This is a genomic window from Neobacillus sp., from assembly GCF_031988165.1.
In the GTDB taxonomy this organism is placed as follows: Bacteria; Bacillota; Bacilli; order Bacillales; family Cytobacillaceae; genus Neobacillus; species Neobacillus rhizosphaerae.
Genome location: NZ_DALZYO010000018.1, coordinates 80,919 through 98,085 on the forward strand (window position 1 = coordinate 80,919; position 17,167 = coordinate 98,085).

Genomic DNA, 17,167 nt, shown 5'->3' on the forward strand with positions numbered 1-17,167 from the left:
TATGCCAATAAAATAAAAATTAATAAAGATATAAATTCACAAAATTTTTAGAAATCAGTAAAAATTAATATTGAAATTTTAATTTTTTTGAAATCTTACGCTTTAAATGGCTTATTCCTCCTTAATTCATTAGGATATTTATTATATTTTAATTTCTTCTTCCGTTTTTGAACAGTTTCTTTCAATCCCGAGTACTTTTTATATTAGTAAATCACTGGGAGTATAAGATACCTTGCTCATAGGAATGGACGGTAAAACATATATATAGTTACAACGGTTGTTCGAATCTTTGAATCTACTGGGAGGATAAAAATGAAGAGTATAACTGTGATGTTTTTTATCTTAAGTGCGACTCTCTTTTTGGGAACATGTAAATATATTTTTGACCTAAAAAGACCCGGTGTTTATCCACCCAAACAAGTTTTAAAGAAGAGAGTTGCAGCTTTAGCGGGTGGCGGAGGGATATGCTTACTAATTGCTTTCATACTGTCCTATTTTTAATAGAATCAATCCTATTTGAATTTAAGAAAAGAACCCCAGGGGTTCTTTTCTTAAAAAGGATCCCGTACATTATTTTTGAATGACGGAAGCTGATGTAAATTTAGTTCTTTTAAAAATGGATTGAGCTATTGGATACAAAATAACCATAATTACGGTATTAAGTGCGATAGCGGGTAAAACACCTGCTGCAAATAGTGCGGCGAAGGGACCAGGTAAACCAACTAGGAAATAGGCTGCGGTTAAAAAAACAGAACCTGAAACTAATGTTCCTACGGCTGTTAATACACCAGCACAAACAATCGGGTTGATGTATTTTTTTAGAGTTAAAAACAAACCGAAAAAGATTAAAGCAGTCACAGGCTTATCAATGATATTCGGAATTGTTCCACCAGGAAACCCGGTTGTTAAGCCTGACAATACTCCAGTCACAATGGCTAAAAGCATAACACTTTTAATTTCTGGAATAAGAATAATCCCTAAAAACATCATTGCTAACATCATGTCTGGCTTAATGGTAAGGAATGCTGGCATTACTGTGTGCAGAACTACCCCAATCCCCGCTAATAGTGATAAAATTACCAGGTTTTTTGTATTCATTTCTCATCTCTCCTCTGCTCTTCTAAGCGATTTAGTTCCTCCTGCAGTGCGCTCATGCCTGCAGCGAAAAACTTACAATCATTATAACATATTAATATTATTTTAATAAAGATATAATTTTCTGATAATTTATTGTTATCGAAGATTTATAGCTGCTTTTTAATATTAGCTGCCATTTCTTGCAGTAAATGAGGTGAATAATCACTTTGGTTATTTTTCCAAACCGCTCCAAATCCATCGCCATTGCCATACCGTGGAATCAAATGCAAATGGAAATGGAAAACTGACTGTCCTGCTTTTTCCCCGTTATTATTGATTGTGTTTAATCCGACAGGTTCGAATTCCTTTTTTAAAGCATTGGCAATAGTAGGTATTACTTCAAATACATTTCTCGCAATTTCAGGAGTTAATTCAAATAAATTCTCCTTATGTATCTTGGGGATAACAAGGGTATGTCCTTTGGTCACCTGACTGATATCTAAAAAGGCTAAGACATGCTCATTTTCAAAAACTTTTGCTGCAGGTATTTCTCCGTTAACAATTTTACAAAAAATACAATCACTCATTTGATACACAACCCTTTCTAGAAATGTTTGTATTATTTTACCACACATCTCGAAAATGGTGTAAAAAAGAAAAAGGCAGGATCCGCATGGAATCCTGCCCTCTCGAAGGGGAAATGCTTCAAAAGGTACGTTTAATTAGGAGTGTTCTTTGATAAACACCTCATTTTTCATAGAGTGTTTTTTATAAAAGAGACATCATTGTTCAAGCTGACCATCCCCTATTTAAGTTTTTATATGTTTCCCAACTTATAAAAACGGGTAGCGATCTGCGGTAAACACCTCATTATTATGTTTATTTTTTTAGCCGATAGGAAAGTATCACTTTCCTTTCAGGCATAAGTGCAACTACGCCTATGTCTTCGCCCTAAGGGGCTCGCCAGTCAGCGAGTTTACTTTAAGATAAACAGTTGGTGTTATTTGAACTCTAAATGGTTAGCATGCACATTGTACAAAACAACCATCCCCTTATCTGAAACGATTGGAAGCTCACTTGTTTGAAAAGAAATTGTCTTTAACAGACACCTCATTTCAAGTTTTGATGAATTTCTTCATCGAAGTAAGTTGTTTCCCCTTCGAATATTATGATGTCCGCTAGTGAAAGAAATATACAAAAAGTATCGAAAAAGTGAATTCCTATTTTTATCGTCCACAATTTGATAAAATGAAAATTATAATCATGCTACGGAAGGACGTTGCAAATGTCTTTATTATCAATTGAAAATCTTGTTGGAGGTTATACAAGGAATCCTGTTTTAAAGGATGTTTCCTTTGAAGTTCAGGAGGGTGAGCTGGTCGGACTCATTGGTTTGAATGGGGCGGGGAAAAGTACAACCATTAAACATATTATCGGATTAATGGAGCAGCACCAAGGGGTGATAAAAATAAAGGGGAAATCCTTTATCGAAGACAAAGAAGCCTATCGTAAATTGTTTACGTTTGTTCCGGAAACACCTGTTTTATATGAGGAACTGACATTGGAAGAGCATTTGCGACTTACCGCTATGGCTTACGGTTTAGATGAGTCCATTTATAAAGAGCGCGTTACTACCCTACTATCTGAATTTAGAATGGAAAAACGATTAAAATGGTTCCCTGCACATTTTTCAAAAGGGATGAAACAAAAGGTGATGATTATGTGTGCCTTCCTTGTTCAGCCCGCGCTTTATATCGTCGATGAACCGTTTGTTGGCCTTGATCCACTTGGGATTCAATCGCTCCTCGATTTGATGAAAAAAATGAAAGAAAATGGGGCAGGTATTTTAATGTCGACACATATTCTGGCCACGGCGGAAAAATATTGTGACCGTTTTATTATCTTGCATGAGGGGAAAATCCGCGCTAAAGGGACAATTGAGGAGTTAAGAGAACAATTCTTAATGCCATCAGCATCATTAGATGATTTGTATATTCAATTGACGAAGGAAGAAAATTATGTTTGATGATAACAAACTTTGGAAGGACCGGGCAGGCGGTCGTGTAAAGGATTTAGGGAGATATTTACGATACATATTTAACGGGCATCTTGTCATTGTGTTGTTATTTCTAATTGGAGCTGGAGCCTTTTATTATCAAAAATGGATTGTAACACTCCCAACAGATTTTCCTGCAGAAATCATTATCGCGATTCTTATCGGGGTATTGTTAACATACAGTCCGGTTTATAACTTTCTGCTTGAACCGGATCAGGTATTTTTAATCCCGTTGGAAAATAAATTAAAGGGATATTTCCTCCGTTCTGGTGTAATAAGTCTGGCCTTTCAAGGGTATATTCTATTGATGGTTCTAGCGGTACTAATGCCAATGTATGCCCATATTAATAGCAGCGGTTTTCGATTATTTTTTCTCTTTTTGCTTGTCTTGTTAATCGTTAAATCCTGGAATATGGCTACTAGTTGGAGAATCCATTATTTCGTTCAGCCCTCAGTTTACCGCTGGGACATGGTCGTACGTTATTTCATTAATGCAACGTTTACGTTCCTTCTATTTAAACAAGAAAACCTTCTCATCCTGTTGTTAATTGTTGTGATGGCGTTTTATTATCGTTCATTTTTTGTTCGAACTAGAAAAATGGGTCTCAAATGGGATTTATTAATTGATGGGGAAGAGAAACGAATGTCGTCCTTTTATCGCCTTGCAAACTTGTTTACTGATGTGCCTCAATTAAAGGCTACTGTCAAAAGGCGAAAATGGCTTGACATTTTTATTAATCAGATGGCCTTTTCTCAGGACAAGACCTATCTTTATTTGTTTTCGCGAACATTTTTGCGCTCTTCTGATTATTTAGGACTCTTTATTCGTTTAACTATCATTGGGATACTTGGTATTTATTTTATATCCTTTGGTTTGGGTCAAATCTTGCTTAGCGTTTTATTTTTATATTTGACCGGGTTTCAACTGTTACCGCTTTGGAATCATCACCAAAACAAGCTTTGGGTTGACTTATATCCGGTTGCCCCAAAGTATAAAATTTCTGCTTTCCATTTACTATTAATAATAATTTTATTCATTCAAACTGTCATATTTGCCTTGTTTATCCTTATTAAAGGCGAAATGGTCATTGCGCTGCTTGCATTAGTGGCAGGTGCTTTGTTTAGCTATTTATTCGTATATCTATACAGCAAAAATCGGTTAAAGGTATAGTGGAAAATCTCCTTTCAGGTTGAAGGGAGATTTTTTTGAAACATTGGCCGAGTCCAAGCGTGTAATTAAGCATAGATTATTGAGAAAGGTGGGGCACAATGAATGAATATGAATTAAAGGTGTACGAGGAAGTAGTGGATTGGAAACGGAAACTAACGAGACGTTCAGGAATGATGAATCGTTTATCGAAAAAAGCACAAGGGAAAATAAATGAATGGATTCCTGAGAAAGTTCATGCGGTGATGACGGAGAGTATTAAAGCGATGGTAAAAGCCACATTGTTCGGTTCCCAGGCTACTACAAATAAAGATCAAGCTCGTGGGTTAACGCTTGCAGAAAGAGATGAATTGGCGCGCAAAAAAATTTCTACCTATCAGAAAACAGCAGTGGTCGAGGGAGCAGGTACGGGAGCAGGGGGAATTTTACTTGGTCTTGCTGACTTTCCGTTACTGCTTTCGATTAAGATGAAATTTCTTTTTGAAGCAGCATCCGTTTACGGTTTCGATACTAAGGATTATGGAGAACGGTTATTTATTCTTCATGTTTTTCAGCTTGCTTTTTCCAGTGATGAAATTCGGCGGAAAACATTATCCGATATTGAAAATTGGGAAAGCCGCAAGCAGGTTCTTGTTGAAATGGATTGGCGTAAGTTCCAGCAAGAGTACCGGGATTATATTGATTTTGCAAAAATGCTCCAACTTGTCCCTGGTATTGGCGCATTTGTAGGTGCCTATGCTAATAATAATCTTTTAAAGCATTTAGGTGAAACGGCTATGAATGCCTATCGCCTAAGATTGCTGCAAAAAGCCCCTGAACAAGACTAAAGTTCAGGGGTTTTTAAAATTTTAAGAGTGGATTTTTATCGCTGCTGTTCCAAGGGTTTTTGCGGCAATTAGCATCGCCTTTTCATCAATATCAAATTTAGGGCGGTGATGTGGATATCCTCCTGCGTCACCAAGCGGTTTCGCACCGGTGAAAAAAAATGTCCCCGGAACATTTTGTAAATAGAAAGCGAAATCCTCCCCGCCCATGTGCATTTCAGTTTCTGTGATTGCTTTTACCTCGGTCACGTGTTTGGCACAGCCAATCAGAAACTCCGTTTCCTTTTCATGATTGACCACAGCTGGGTAACCTCTTACAAAATCATAAATATAGGTACTGTCGGACGAATAACAAGTACCATGGATGACCCTATCTATTTCTTCCTCAATGAATGTTCGAATTTCTTCATTAAAGGTACGAACGGTCCCTACAAGTTTTGCTTTATCAGCAATCACATTGAAGGCATTTTGGGCTGTAAAGGAGGCAACCGTGACGACAGCAGCTTCTACGGGATTGACTCTGCGGCTGACGATTTGTTGGAGATTAACTACTAACTGAGCAGCTGTTACAATCGCATCCTTCGTTTTATGGGGTTCGGCACCGTGTCCCCCTTTTCCTTGGATTTCAATCTCAAATCGGTCTGCCGCTGCCATGATCGGACCTGTCCGATATTGGATGGTTCCGGTTGGTTCACTGGCCCATAAATGGGTGCCGAAAATAACATCGACGCCATCTAAACAGCCATCCTCAATCATTGCTGCTGCCCCGCCCGGTGCATATTCTTCTGCGTGTTGATGAATAAAGACATACGTTCCTTCAAGCTGGTCTTTAAGTTCATTTAATGCTTTTGCCAGAAGAAGAAGAGTTGCGGTATGGCCGTCATGCCCACAGGCATGCATGACACCGGGGACTAATGATTTATAGGGAACATCCTTTTCATCTTGGATGGGCAATGCGTCAAAGTCTGCACGCAACGCAACTGTTTTACCTGGCTTGCGGCCATATACCCTTGCAACAACACCATTGCCACCTACACTACCTCTTACTTCTATATTCAATTTTTCGTAAAAGGATTGGATATATTTTGCCGTTTCATATTCCTGAAAGGATAATTCCGGATGCTGATGCAGGTATCTCCGGATAGCGACCATATCTTCATAAGAAGCTTCTAATTTAGTAAACAACATGTCTAGCATTTGTTATCCTCCAATCCATTTAATTGTTTTTTCAAACTATTTTAACACTTTCTGCTATTCATTTGATTATTTTATGTCTTTATTTTTAAAAGTATGTTAGAACGCAACTGTCCTATAAAAAGAGGCTGACACTTTCAGCCTCTTATCATTTATATCAATAACATCGACGCTATCGTGGTTACAAGGAGGCTTATCATAACTGGAACAAGATCTGGTCTTACCAGAGGTGTACGAACGCCTATTCAGTGATCGAATATTTACTTACGTATGAAGCGCTTTCGAAAATTTTTGGCTGCTGGTTTTTCACGAAATCTTTCGTTTGTTGGGCTACAAAAAAAGTCTTGGAATTTTGCCATTTTTGATAAGATAATTCATTGTCCCACACAGTCATGATGACGTATGTATTGGAGGATAATGGGCGGAGGACTCGGAAAAATTTAAAGCCTGACTCATTCTCCACTTTGTTTACGCAATTTTTCATCTGATGTTCAAATACGGGGCGACCTTCTTCTGCCACGGGAATATTTTGTATGACCACAAAGCCATCTTTTTTAATTTCACCGCTTCCTTCCAGCAATTCATAGCGACGTGGTTCTTTAAATAAGGTTTTCCCTTTTGTTTCATGAAGTAATAACGCTCCATTTTCATTGACCATTGTCACCATTATTTCACTTGGATAGGTGGTTTCCATCCTTTTTAAAAAATCGAACGTTCCAGCGGTCATATAGACATTCATATGAAAATTCCCCCTTAATATTTGATTTTCTACTAGTCTATACTAATTATTTTCCAGTATGCTTACTGTTAAATCAAACAAATTAATAACGCTAAAAACGACTTTTTTTTGACAGTTATTATCGTTTGCTATACACAAATAGGATTAATAGATATAGTGGAGACAGTCTACATATAACCAGAGTTTTTAAATTTAGGTTTTATATATTAAAATAGAAAACAGACATGTCTTTGAAAGGTGGACTTTATTCATGACAAGACCTATTAATGAAACATTTTTAAAAGCAGCAAGAGGAGAGAAAACAGATCACGTACCTGTCTGGTATATGCGCCAAGCAGGGCGTTCACAACCGGAGTACAGAGAGATTAAAGAAAAGTATTCATTATTTGAAATCACGCATCAGCCCGAACTTTGCGCTTATGTCACTCGTTTACCTGTTGAACAGTATAACGTTGACGCAGCGATTTTATACAAAGATATTATGACGCCTCTTCCAGCCATGGGGATGCATGTTGAAATTAAGGGTGGAATTGGGCCCGTTATTGATAATCCCATCCGTTCTCTTGCCGATGTTGAAAAACTTAGTGAAATTCATCCTGAAGAAGATGTTCCCTATGTTTTGGATACAATCAAGTTATTAACTAAAGAGCAATTGTCTGTGCCGCTTATTGGCTTTTCAGGTGCACCATTTACCCTTGCCAGCTATATGATCGAAGGCGGACCTTCGAAAAACTATAATAAGACAAAAGCCTTCATGTACACAGAGCCAAAAGCATGGTTTGCATTAATGGATAAACTAGGCGATATGATCATTACATACGTGAAGTCGCAAATAGGCGCAGGAGCAAAGGCAATCCAAATTTTTGATTCTTGGGTAGGGGCATTGAATGTAGAGGATTACCGTTATTTCATCAAGCCTGTTATGAATCGAATCTTTACTGCGCTAAAAGAAGAAAATGTTCCGTTAATCATGTTCGGAGTTGGAGCAAGCCATCTTGCATTAGAATGGAATGACCTTCCGCTTGATGTTGTAGGTTTAGACTGGCGCCTGCCGATTCATCAAGCAAGAGCAATGGGCATTCATAAAACGGTTCAAGGTAACCTGGATCCAGCGATTCTTTTAGCTCCTTGGGAGGTCATTGAGGAAAGAGCCAAAGCAATTTTAGATCAAGGAATGGCTCAGGATGGCTACATCTTTAATTTAGGTCACGGTGTATTCCCTTCCGTTAATCCAGAAACATTGAAAAAATTAGCTTCATTTATTCATGAGTATTCCGCTTCCAAATTAAGTCGTTAAGTTCTCATTCATAAGTGTTTTAATTGGTAAGTAGTCCAATTTTTTGGCACAATAATATGAGTTGCTTTTTATGGGTCATTAGGATAAATGAAGTAGATTTACTGATTGTGGATTAATGGCCCTTTTTTAACTGAAAAGGAAAAGGCAAACACGAAGAGACTTATAATGAGGTGCGAAATATGACAAAAAAGAAAATGGGACTGTTGGTAATGGCATACGGTACCCCATATAAATTAGATGATTTAGAGAGATATTACACGCATATTCGTCATGGCAGAAAGCCAACTCCTGAGATGATTGAAGAGCTTCGTAATCGATATGAAGCGATAGGCGGGATATCTCCTCTAGCAAAAACCACCCTAGAACAGGCAGAAAAGCTTGAAGAATATTTAAATAATATTCAAGATCAAATTGAATTCAAAATGTATTTAGGGTTAAAACACATTGAACCATTTATTGAAGATGCTGTTCAAAAAATGCATGATGACGGTATCAAAGAGGCTGTAAGTATAGTTCTTGCACCGCATTTTTCTACCTTCAGCGTAAAATCGTATAACGGACGAGCTCTAGAGAAAGCAGAAAAGTTGGGCGGCGAATTAAAAATAAGAACGATTGAGAGCTGGTATCAGGAACCCAAATTTATTGGATACTGGGCGGAGAAAGTAAAACAAATCTTCGAACAGATGCCGGAAGAAGAAAAAGATGATGCTGTACTTATTGTTTCGGCACACAGCTTGCCAGAGAAGATTTTACAATTCCAAGACCCTTATCCAAAACAGTTACAGGAAACGGCTGATTTAATTGCCGAACTTGCTGGAATCAAAAATTACCAAATTGGCTGGCAAAGCGCCGGAAATACTCCAGAACCTTGGTTAGGTCCCGATGTGCAGGATTTAACAAGGGATTTATTTAGAGAGCATCATTATAAAGCATTCGTTTATGCACCTGTAGGGTTTGTCTGTGACCACCTTGAAGTGCTATATGATAATGATTTCGAATGTAAAAATGTAACGGACGAAATAGGAGCAAGCTATTATCGTCCAGAAATGCCGAATGCCAAGGAAGAGTTTGTTGAGTGCTTGGCAGCTGTCGTCCTCAAAATGACAATGGAATGAGTTTTCATAAGGAATTAAATGGAAGAAGGTGACGTCCGTGACGGAAGGCAAACAGAAGGTTGTCATTATTGGGGGAGGAATAACTGGGCTCACGTCAGCTTTTTATCTTCAAAAAACTGTTCAAGAGCATTCACTCCCCATCGAAATTGAACTCATCGAAGCATCGCACCGTCTCGGAGGTAAGATGCAAACCGTTGTCCGGGATGGCTACACGATAGAGAGAGGCCCAGATTCCTTTCTGGCTCGGAAAACAAGCATGATAAGACTGGCAAAGGAAGTCGGAATGGATGATAAATTAGTTCCTAATTCCACGGGTAAATCGTATGTTCTCGTTAACGAGCAACTTCACTCAATGCCCGGTGGTTCGATCATGGGAATTCCAACGGAGATAAGACCATTTATAACAACAGGTCTTTTTTCCATTCCCGGTAAACTAAGAGCTGCGGCTGATTTTATTCTACCTCGGTCAGAAAGTGGAAAAGACCAATCATTAGGTGAGTTTTTTAGAAGAAGACTAGGCGATGAAGTGGTTGAAAATTTAATTGAACCATTATTATCAGGTATTTATGCTGGAGATATTGATCAATTAAGCCTAATGTCCACTTTCCCACAATTTTATGAGGTTGAACAGAAATACCGAAGCCTGATCATAGGCATGAAAAAATCTAGTCCTTCCAAACCAAAAAAAGTCGATCAAAAGGAAAAAACAAATGGGGGTTTCTTAACCTTCAAAACCGGGCTTCAATCATTTGCTGAAGCGATTGAAGCAAAACTGGATCCTAAGTCTATATTAAAGGGACACCGAGTTGAAAAAATTACAAAGGTAAATCAAAAATACGAAATTTACCTTAATAATGGGGAAACGGTAAAGGCAGATTGTATTATTGCTGCCACCCCTCACAAAGTAACGCAAATGATGTTTTCAGAATATAGTTTTTTTGATCCATTTAAAACAGTTCCTTCAACCTCCGTTGCAACTGTAGCTTTAGCCTTTCCTCAGGAAGCAATAAAGAAAGATATAGACGGAACGGGATTTGTTGTTTCAAGAAACAGCGATTATTCCATCACTGCTTGCACTTGGACACATAAAAAATGGGCTCATTCTACTCCTAAAGGAAAAGTATTGCTCCGTTGTTATGTAGGTCGAGCAGGTGATGAGACAATTGTCGACCTTTCTGATGATCAAATCATCAAGATTGTGCTTGATGACTTAAAGAAAACCATGGATATAACGATGAATCCAGAATTCTCGATTGTTTCCCGTTGGAATAATTCTATGCCGCAATATACAGTAGGGCACAAACAGCGGCTGGCAGCTATTCTGGAACAAGTAAATACGGAGTTACCAGGGGTATTCTTAGCAGGTTCCTCATACGGTGGTGTTGGTGTTCCTGATTGCATTGATCAAGGAGAGGACGCCGTCCAATCTGTGTTAAAGTTTTTAAAATTGAATGATTTATCTAAGGAAGCTGTTCATTAATGTCAGCTTCTTTTCTGTGGAAAGGGGCGGAGCGCCGCAAAAATGAATGTTAAAGTGAAATACCCATTTCACTAGACGAAAGATGTGAAGTCTAGCTCTGCTCTCACCGCCTTTATTAGGTGACTACGTCTTGTTCTCTAAATTTATATCCATGGTAGGGTTGGGAGTTGAGGCTCATGATAGTTTTTTTATAAATAAGAGAATTAAAAATTTGATTTCGTGGGCTTTCCGCTTTTTTTTACTTGCCATCAAATAAAATTAGATGTATACTCTTAAAGTATTAACTGACCAAATTGTTCAAATGGTCATTATTAGGCGCTTTAAGTCTAGATAAATGGTTTGTTAATTGGATTGTCCCTCAAGATAATCCTTATTTTTAGAACACGAATGACCAAATGAACAAAACGGTCAATAATTAAAAAGGAGGCAAATGAGGTGAAAAACATCTTGTTAAAAGAAGAGCTATTTACGATTTTCAAAAATAAAAAAGTGCTGATTCCCATTATCGCCGTTATGTTTGTCCCTGTTTTGTATGCTGGGATGTTTTTATGGGCTTTCTGGGATCCATATGACAAGCTTAACGAACTGCCGGTTGCGGTCGTTAATAATGATACGGGTGCAACACTTGATGGGATTCACCTAAAGCTAGGTGATGATTTAGTTTCTAACTTAAAGGAAAGTAAAGATTTTGGTTATGAATTTGTAGACAAGAATGAAGGTTATAAAAAGTTAAAAGACGAAAAATATTATATGGTCATCGAAATTCCAAAAGACTTTTCCAAAAATGCAACTACATTATTGGATGAAAAGCCGAAAAAACTGGAACTGATCTATACTCCAAACGAAAGCTTTAACTTCCTTTCAGCACAAATCGGCGGCTCAGCTGTAGAGAAAATCAAAACGGCTGTTGCTGAAAAAGTAACCGAGACTTACGCTGAAACGATGTTTACCAAAATTTCCGAGGTTGCTGATGGGGTAGTAAAAGCAAGCGACGGTGCAGGTCAGCTAAGTGATGGCTCAGTAGATTTAAATAAAGGCTCCAAGGAATTAAATGACGGTCTTTCAACATTGGCTAAGAAATCGATTGAATTTGATAATGGAATGAAATCAGCAGGCACAGGTGCAAACAAACTTGCTGCTGGCTCGAAGGATCTTAAAAACGGATTAGCAAAAGCTGATTCCAACATTCCATTGCTTATTGCAGGTACACAGGAAGCATTTTCGGGTGCTGAACAGTTGAAACGTGACCTTCCTGCAGGAATAGCATCAGAAATTGGTAAACAATTGAACGGAAGTGTGGGAGAACTTAATACTGGAATCGATTATTTCCAATCCCAATTAACAGCAACATTATCCGACCAAATTGCTAAGCAAACAATCGCCGAGCAAACAGCTAAAATGAAAGAGCTTGCTAGTACATTAGTGGCTAATGGTGTTTCGCCACAGCTAGTAAACGGAATTATGACGGCGGAACAACAAAAGGCACCAACGAAGGAACAGCTTCAACAACAAATCTCCTCTGAGCTTAGTCCAAAACTGGATGCTGGTTTCAAACAATTTAAATCAGGGGTGAATGAAAAATTATCTGGAGCAGCAAATGGTCTAGAAGAAAAAATAAAAACGCAAACAAACCCTTATTTTGATAAATTAATTGGCGGTATTGGGACTATTAATAATGGTCAGAAAACCTTACAACAAGGAATCCATGACTTATATGTAGGTTCAACTCAATTAACTGCCGGTTCTCAAGATCTTTCAGCTGGGATGAATCAATTGTCTGATGGATCCAACCAATTAACAGGCGGGGCTGGTCAGTTAGCAGCTGGTTCAGACCAACTAAAAGACGGTACCACAAAGCTTTCAGAAGGTGCCAAGGAACTGGCAGATAAGCTTGCAGATGGGGCAAAAGATGCTTCAAAAGTTCATTCAGATGAAAAAACTTACAATATGATGGCTGATCCAGTAAAACTCGATAATGAAAAAATTAATCATGTACCAAACTATGGAACCGGATTTGCACCATACTTCCTTTCTTTAGGTTTGTTCGTTGGTGCACTACTTCTATCGATTGTCTTCCCGCTTCGCGATACGGCAGTTGTTCCTTCAAGTGGATTTAACTGGTTTCTTAGCAAATTTTCCATTATGGCCGGTGTAGGGATTATCCAAGCCATAGTTGCTGATATCATTCTCCTTGCAGGATTAGGTCTTGATGTACAAAGTATACCGGAATTTATTCTGTTTTCGGTGATTACAAGTTTAACGTTTATTGCGTTAATTCAGCTCCTTGTTTCGGTATTTGCTGATGCAGGACGTTTTCTTGCAATTATCATTTTAATCTTCCAATTAACAACAAGTGCTGGAACCTTCCCACTTGAATTAATACCAAACTTCTTACAGCATTTTAATGCATTCTTGCCGATGACTTATTCGGTTCAAGGCTTTAAGGCAGTTATTTCGAGTGGTGACTTTAGCTTCATGTGGCAAAATTTCATGATTCTATTATCTTTCTTACTTGTATTCGCCCTTGGAACAATAGCGTATTTTACAATGAAACACAAACATCAATATAAACTACAAAATAATAATTTAGTTAATGAATAAGTTTATTACCAGCCGTCCTGATTTCGGCTGGTTTTTTTCATATTTTTTATTGAATCATGAAAAGATAGCAATTTTTGCGTATATTAGGAATAGATGTTTAAAAATTTTGGAGGTATTTACATGAAACTAACTGTTATAGGATTTTGGGGTGGTTATCCGAAGCAGAATGCGGCAAGTTCTGGCTATTTACTTGATCATGAAGGATTTCAATTATTAATCGATTGTGGGAGTGGTGTTCTTTCTAAGCTGCAAACTATCATCCAACCTGAAGAACTGGATGCAGTGATTATCTCTCACTATCATCCCGATCATTTTGCCGATATTGGTGTCCTGCAGCATGCCAGATTAATTCAAGGATTTTTAGGAAAGGAATTCCCTACACTGCCACTTTATGGCCATGAATATGACCAACATGAATTTACTAAATTAACTTATAAAACTATCACAAAAGGGATCGCTTATGATACCAATAGCATTTTATCTGTAGGTCCTTTTCAAGTAACATTTCTCAAAACAGACCATCCTGTCCCCTGCTATGCAATGAGAATCGAAGTAGGAGGTAAAACGATTGTCTACACTGCTGACGGCTCCTTTAAAGAAGAATTAATAGAATTTAGTAAAGGGGCTGATATTTTATTATGTGAATGCAATTTTTACGGACATCAAAACGGCAAGTCGGCAGGTCATATGAATAGTATTGAGGCAGGACGGCTTGCGAAAATTGCCGTTGTAAAACAGTTGATTCTTACCCATCTGCCTCATTACGGAAATTTATCTGATTTAATCAGCGAGGCATCCAGTGAATTTACTGGTATAATTAAGCTTGCAGATGAATTTCAATCTATTTCACTATAAGAAGGGAAAGAATCGTATGTTATTTATCGATAATAAAGGGATTACCGATCCGCGCATGAATCTTGCAATCGAAGAGTATGCATTGAAAAATCTTGATATTAATGAAACATATTTATTATTTTACATAAATGAGCCTTCGATTATCATTGGAAAAAACCAAAACACGATTGAAGAAATTAATACAGAGTATGTAGAGGCTAATGGGATTCACGTTGTTCGCAGGTTGTCTGGTGGTGGAGCGGTATACCATGACCTTGGCAATTTGAACTTTAGTTTTATTACGAAAGATGACGGGGAAAGCTTTCATAATTTCCGCAAATTCACTGAACCGGTGATTGCAGCACTGAAAAAATTATGTGTCAATGCAGAACTCAGTGGCAGGAATGATATCGAGGTAGAGGGAAGGAAAATTTCCGGAAATGCGCAATTTTCAACAAAGGGACGAATGTTTAGCCATGGTACCCTGCTGTTAAATTCTGAAATGGATCATGTTGTATCAGCCTTGAAGGTCAAGAAGGATAAAATCGAGTCAAAAGGAATTAAATCAGTCCGCAGTCGAGTTGCTAATATTTCTGAGTTTCTGACCGAGAAAATAACAATCGAGGAATTCCGGTCGCTGATTCTTAAATACATTTTTGAAGGTCAGGAAGAAATTCCAGAATATGTGCTAACAGAAGACGATTGGGAAAAGATTCAACAGCTATCAAAAGAGCGTTATCAAAATTGGGAATGGAACTACGGAAAATCGCCGAAATTCAATCTACGGCACACCCACCGTTTCCCAGTTGGTTTCATTGATGTCTGCTTAGAGGTTAACAAAGGATTGATTGAAAACTGTAAAATATTCGGTGATTTTTTTGGTGTAGGCGATGTTAGTGAACTTGAGAATAAGTTGACAAATACTCGTTATGAAAAAAGTGAGCTAGAAGCAGCACTTAAGGATATTGACACGACTTATTATTTCGGAAATATTTCAAAAGAAGAATTGATTAACTTAATTTACTAAGAGGCAACCAAAGCGCGATGATAAAAATCATCGTGTTTTTTGTTATATCGCTTGAATACTTAAGATTCTAGCAATATAATATATTTAGAAAATTTTTACGAATCAGTGAATGAAGATTCATTCACTAGGGGAGGGGAATTATGAATCTATCAGAACAGTTCCATGAAACAGCGAAGAAATTTGCCGAAAAACCAGCGTATTATTTTATGGGTCAGTCAAGTACGTATGCAGAATTGGATGGGGCGATTTCTAAATTTGCTTCAGGTCTTGAAAAATTAGGGATCAAACAAGGGGATCATGTTGCCTTATTGCTAGGGAACTCGCCACATTTTGTGATTAGCTTATATGGGGCACTGCGGCTAGGGGTAACCGCCATTCCCATTAATCCGATTTATACAGCAGATGAAATTGGCTATATTCTAAATAATGGTGACGTTAAAGCGGTCGTAGCACTTGACTTAGCGATTCCATTAGTTGAAAAAATGCACGCCTTCCTGCCGAAAATTGAGCATTATGTTTTTTGTGAAACGAAGCCAAATAGCATCGTACAAGCAGAAATTGAAAATCTTACGGTCTATCCAAAAATGAAATCGTTTTCAGAAGTAGTTTCTTTAGGAGTGTTACCTTTCCATGGTCCTGAGCTGCAGGAGGATGATACAGCCATTATCCTCTATACCTCCGGAACAACGGGAAAACCAAAGGGTGCAATGTTAACTCATAAGAATTTATACAGTAATGCCAAGGATGTCGGCGTATATTTAAAAATGAATAATGATGACAGAGTTGTTACGGCTTTGCCGATGTTCCACGTTTTTTGCTTAACAGTTTCCTTAAATGCACCGTTGGTATCTGGAGCAACCATGTTAATTGTACCTAAATTTAGTCCAAAGGAAATTTTTGCGCTAATAAAAGAATATGAGGCTACTGTTTTTGCCGGCGTTCCAACCATGTATAATTTTCTCTATCAATTTCCAGAAGGAAATCCTGATGATCTAAAATCCTTGCGGTTATGCATTTCAGGAGGGGCATCACTTCCGGTGGCCTTATTAAAGAACTTTGAACAAAAATTTAATGTTATGATTTCCGAAGGATACGGGTTATCTGAAGCATCACCCGTTACATGCTTTAACCCGCTCGACCGTCCGCGCAAACCCGGTTCAATCGGAACCTCAATTCTAAATGTTGAAAACAAAATCGTTAATGAACTTGGTGAGGTAGTCCCGGTTGGGGAGGCGGGCGAACTTATCGTCCGCGGCCCGAACGTTATGAAGGGTTATTATAATATGCCTGAAGAATCCGCGGCAGCTATCCGGGATGGATGGCTTTATACTGGTGATATCGCTAAAATGGATGAAGAGGAATATTTCTATATTGTTGATCGAAAAAAAGATTTAATCATCGTTGGTGGTTACAACGTTTATCCACGTGAAGTGGAAGAAGTTATCTACGAACATCCGGATGTTGTTGAAGTGGCCGTTGTTGGTGTTCCAGACCCTAACCAAGGAGAGGCTGTAAGTGCCTATGTAGTCAGTAAAAACCCTGAACTAAACAAGGAGCAATTGCTTGAATATTGTAAAGAGCACTTAGCTAAATATAAAGTTCCATCATCGATTGAGTTTATTGAAGAGCTCCCAAAGAATACTACCGGGAAAATTTTAAGACGTGCCTTAAAAGCTCAGGTAACTCAAACAGTTGGGAAGTAATAAGAAAAGCGCAAGCGCCCTGGTCAGCGACGTAAGGGCTGGACTGAACCGA

At 38.1% G+C, this 17,167-nt stretch carries 15 protein-coding genes; 11 read left to right on the plus strand and 4 right to left on the minus strand.

What is annotated here, in order from left to right:
- Positions 1–312 precede the first annotated feature (312 nt).
- The gene (gene yhzF / locus RTR43_RS12820; protein ID WP_312472423.1) at positions 313–501 is read left to right on the plus strand and encodes a membrane protein YhzF; all 189 of its coding nucleotides are present in this window, start codon (positions 313–315) and stop codon (positions 499–501) included.
- A 69-nt stretch (positions 502–570) separates the two neighbouring features.
- Here the strand turns inward: yhzF and RTR43_RS12825 are convergent, their stop codons facing one another.
- Both RTR43_RS12825 and RTR43_RS12830 read right to left on the minus strand, forming a co-directional pair.
- Positions 571–1,098: a tryptophan transporter gene (locus tag RTR43_RS12825; protein WP_312472424.1), complete on the minus strand. Its 528-nt coding sequence runs from the start codon at positions 1,096–1,098 to the stop codon at positions 571–573.
- Between the two features lie 146 nt (positions 1,099–1,244).
- Complete coding sequence (locus RTR43_RS12830) at positions 1,245–1,664, minus strand: HIT family protein (RefSeq protein ID WP_312472426.1); 420 nt, start codon at positions 1,662–1,664, stop codon at positions 1,245–1,247.
- Positions 1,665–2,362: 698 nt separating this feature from the next.
- On the opposite strand from RTR43_RS12830, the gene RTR43_RS12835 reads away from it, so the two are divergent.
- From RTR43_RS12835 to RTR43_RS12845, 3 genes are all read left to right on the plus strand, one after another.
- Entirely contained in the window at positions 2,363–3,103 is a 741-nt protein-coding gene (locus RTR43_RS12835; protein WP_312472427.1) for an ABC transporter ATP-binding protein, read from the plus strand.
- Positions 3,096–4,304 (plus strand): ABC transporter permease, encoded by a 1,209-nt coding sequence (locus RTR43_RS12840; RefSeq protein WP_312472429.1) that lies wholly within the window; start codon positions 3,096–3,098, stop codon positions 4,302–4,304. Before RTR43_RS12835 ends, RTR43_RS12840 begins: the two co-directional genes overlap by 8 nt.
- 98 nt (positions 4,305–4,402) lie before the next feature.
- A complete protein-coding gene (locus RTR43_RS12845) occupies positions 4,403–5,128 on the plus strand; it encodes an EcsC family protein (RefSeq protein WP_312472430.1) in 726 nt (241 codons plus the stop codon).
- Positions 5,129–5,149: 21 nt separating this feature from the next.
- Here RTR43_RS12845 and RTR43_RS12850 read toward each other — a convergent pair whose 3' ends face one another.
- Together RTR43_RS12850 and RTR43_RS12855 are read right to left on the minus strand one after the other, a co-directional pair.
- Positions 5,150–6,322 carry an amidohydrolase gene (locus RTR43_RS12850; protein ID WP_312472432.1) on the minus strand — a complete coding sequence of 391 codons (1,173 nt, stop codon included), beginning with the start codon at positions 6,320–6,322 and terminating at the stop codon, positions 5,150–5,152.
- A 238-nt stretch (positions 6,323–6,560) separates the two neighbouring features.
- Positions 6,561–7,058 (minus strand): antibiotic biosynthesis monooxygenase family protein, encoded by a 498-nt coding sequence (locus RTR43_RS12855; protein WP_312472434.1) that lies wholly within the window; start codon positions 7,056–7,058, stop codon positions 6,561–6,563.
- Between the two features lie 250 nt (positions 7,059–7,308).
- Here RTR43_RS12855 and hemE point away from each other — a divergent pair, with 250 nt between their 5' ends.
- The 7 genes from hemE to RTR43_RS12890 all read left to right on the plus strand — a co-directional run bounded on the left by hemE (position 7,309) and on the right by RTR43_RS12890 (position 17,115).
- Complete coding sequence (gene hemE / locus RTR43_RS12860) at positions 7,309–8,355, plus strand: uroporphyrinogen decarboxylase (RefSeq protein ID WP_312472435.1); 1,047 nt, start codon at positions 7,309–7,311, stop codon at positions 8,353–8,355.
- Between the two features lie 179 nt (positions 8,356–8,534).
- Positions 8,535–9,470: a ferrochelatase gene (gene hemH / locus RTR43_RS12865; RefSeq protein WP_312472436.1), complete on the plus strand. Its 936-nt coding sequence runs from the start codon at positions 8,535–8,537 to the stop codon at positions 9,468–9,470.
- A 37-nt stretch (positions 9,471–9,507) separates the two neighbouring features.
- Complete coding sequence (gene hemY / locus RTR43_RS12870; RefSeq protein WP_312472437.1) at positions 9,508–10,950, plus strand: protoporphyrinogen oxidase; 1,443 nt, start codon at positions 9,508–9,510, stop codon at positions 10,948–10,950.
- A 435-nt stretch (positions 10,951–11,385) separates the two neighbouring features.
- On the plus strand, positions 11,386–13,551 hold the full coding sequence (locus tag RTR43_RS12875; RefSeq protein WP_312472438.1) for a YhgE/Pip domain-containing protein: 2,166 nt from the start codon (positions 11,386–11,388) through the stop codon (positions 13,549–13,551).
- 120 nt (positions 13,552–13,671) lie between these two features.
- A complete protein-coding gene (locus RTR43_RS12880) occupies positions 13,672–14,406 on the plus strand; it encodes an MBL fold metallo-hydrolase (RefSeq protein ID WP_312472439.1) in 735 nt (244 codons plus the stop codon).
- Positions 14,407–14,422: 16 nt separating this feature from the next.
- Positions 14,423–15,412 carry a lipoate--protein ligase gene (gene lplA / locus RTR43_RS12885; protein ID WP_312472440.1) on the plus strand — a complete coding sequence of 330 codons (990 nt, stop codon included), beginning with the start codon at positions 14,423–14,425 and terminating at the stop codon, positions 15,410–15,412.
- A gap of 140 nt (positions 15,413–15,552) precedes the next feature.
- Positions 15,553–17,115, plus strand: coding sequence for a fatty acid--CoA ligase family protein (locus tag RTR43_RS12890; RefSeq protein ID WP_312472442.1), 1,563 nt, complete (start codon positions 15,553–15,555; stop codon positions 17,113–17,115).
- The last annotated feature ends 52 nt before the right edge of the window (positions 17,116–17,167 follow it).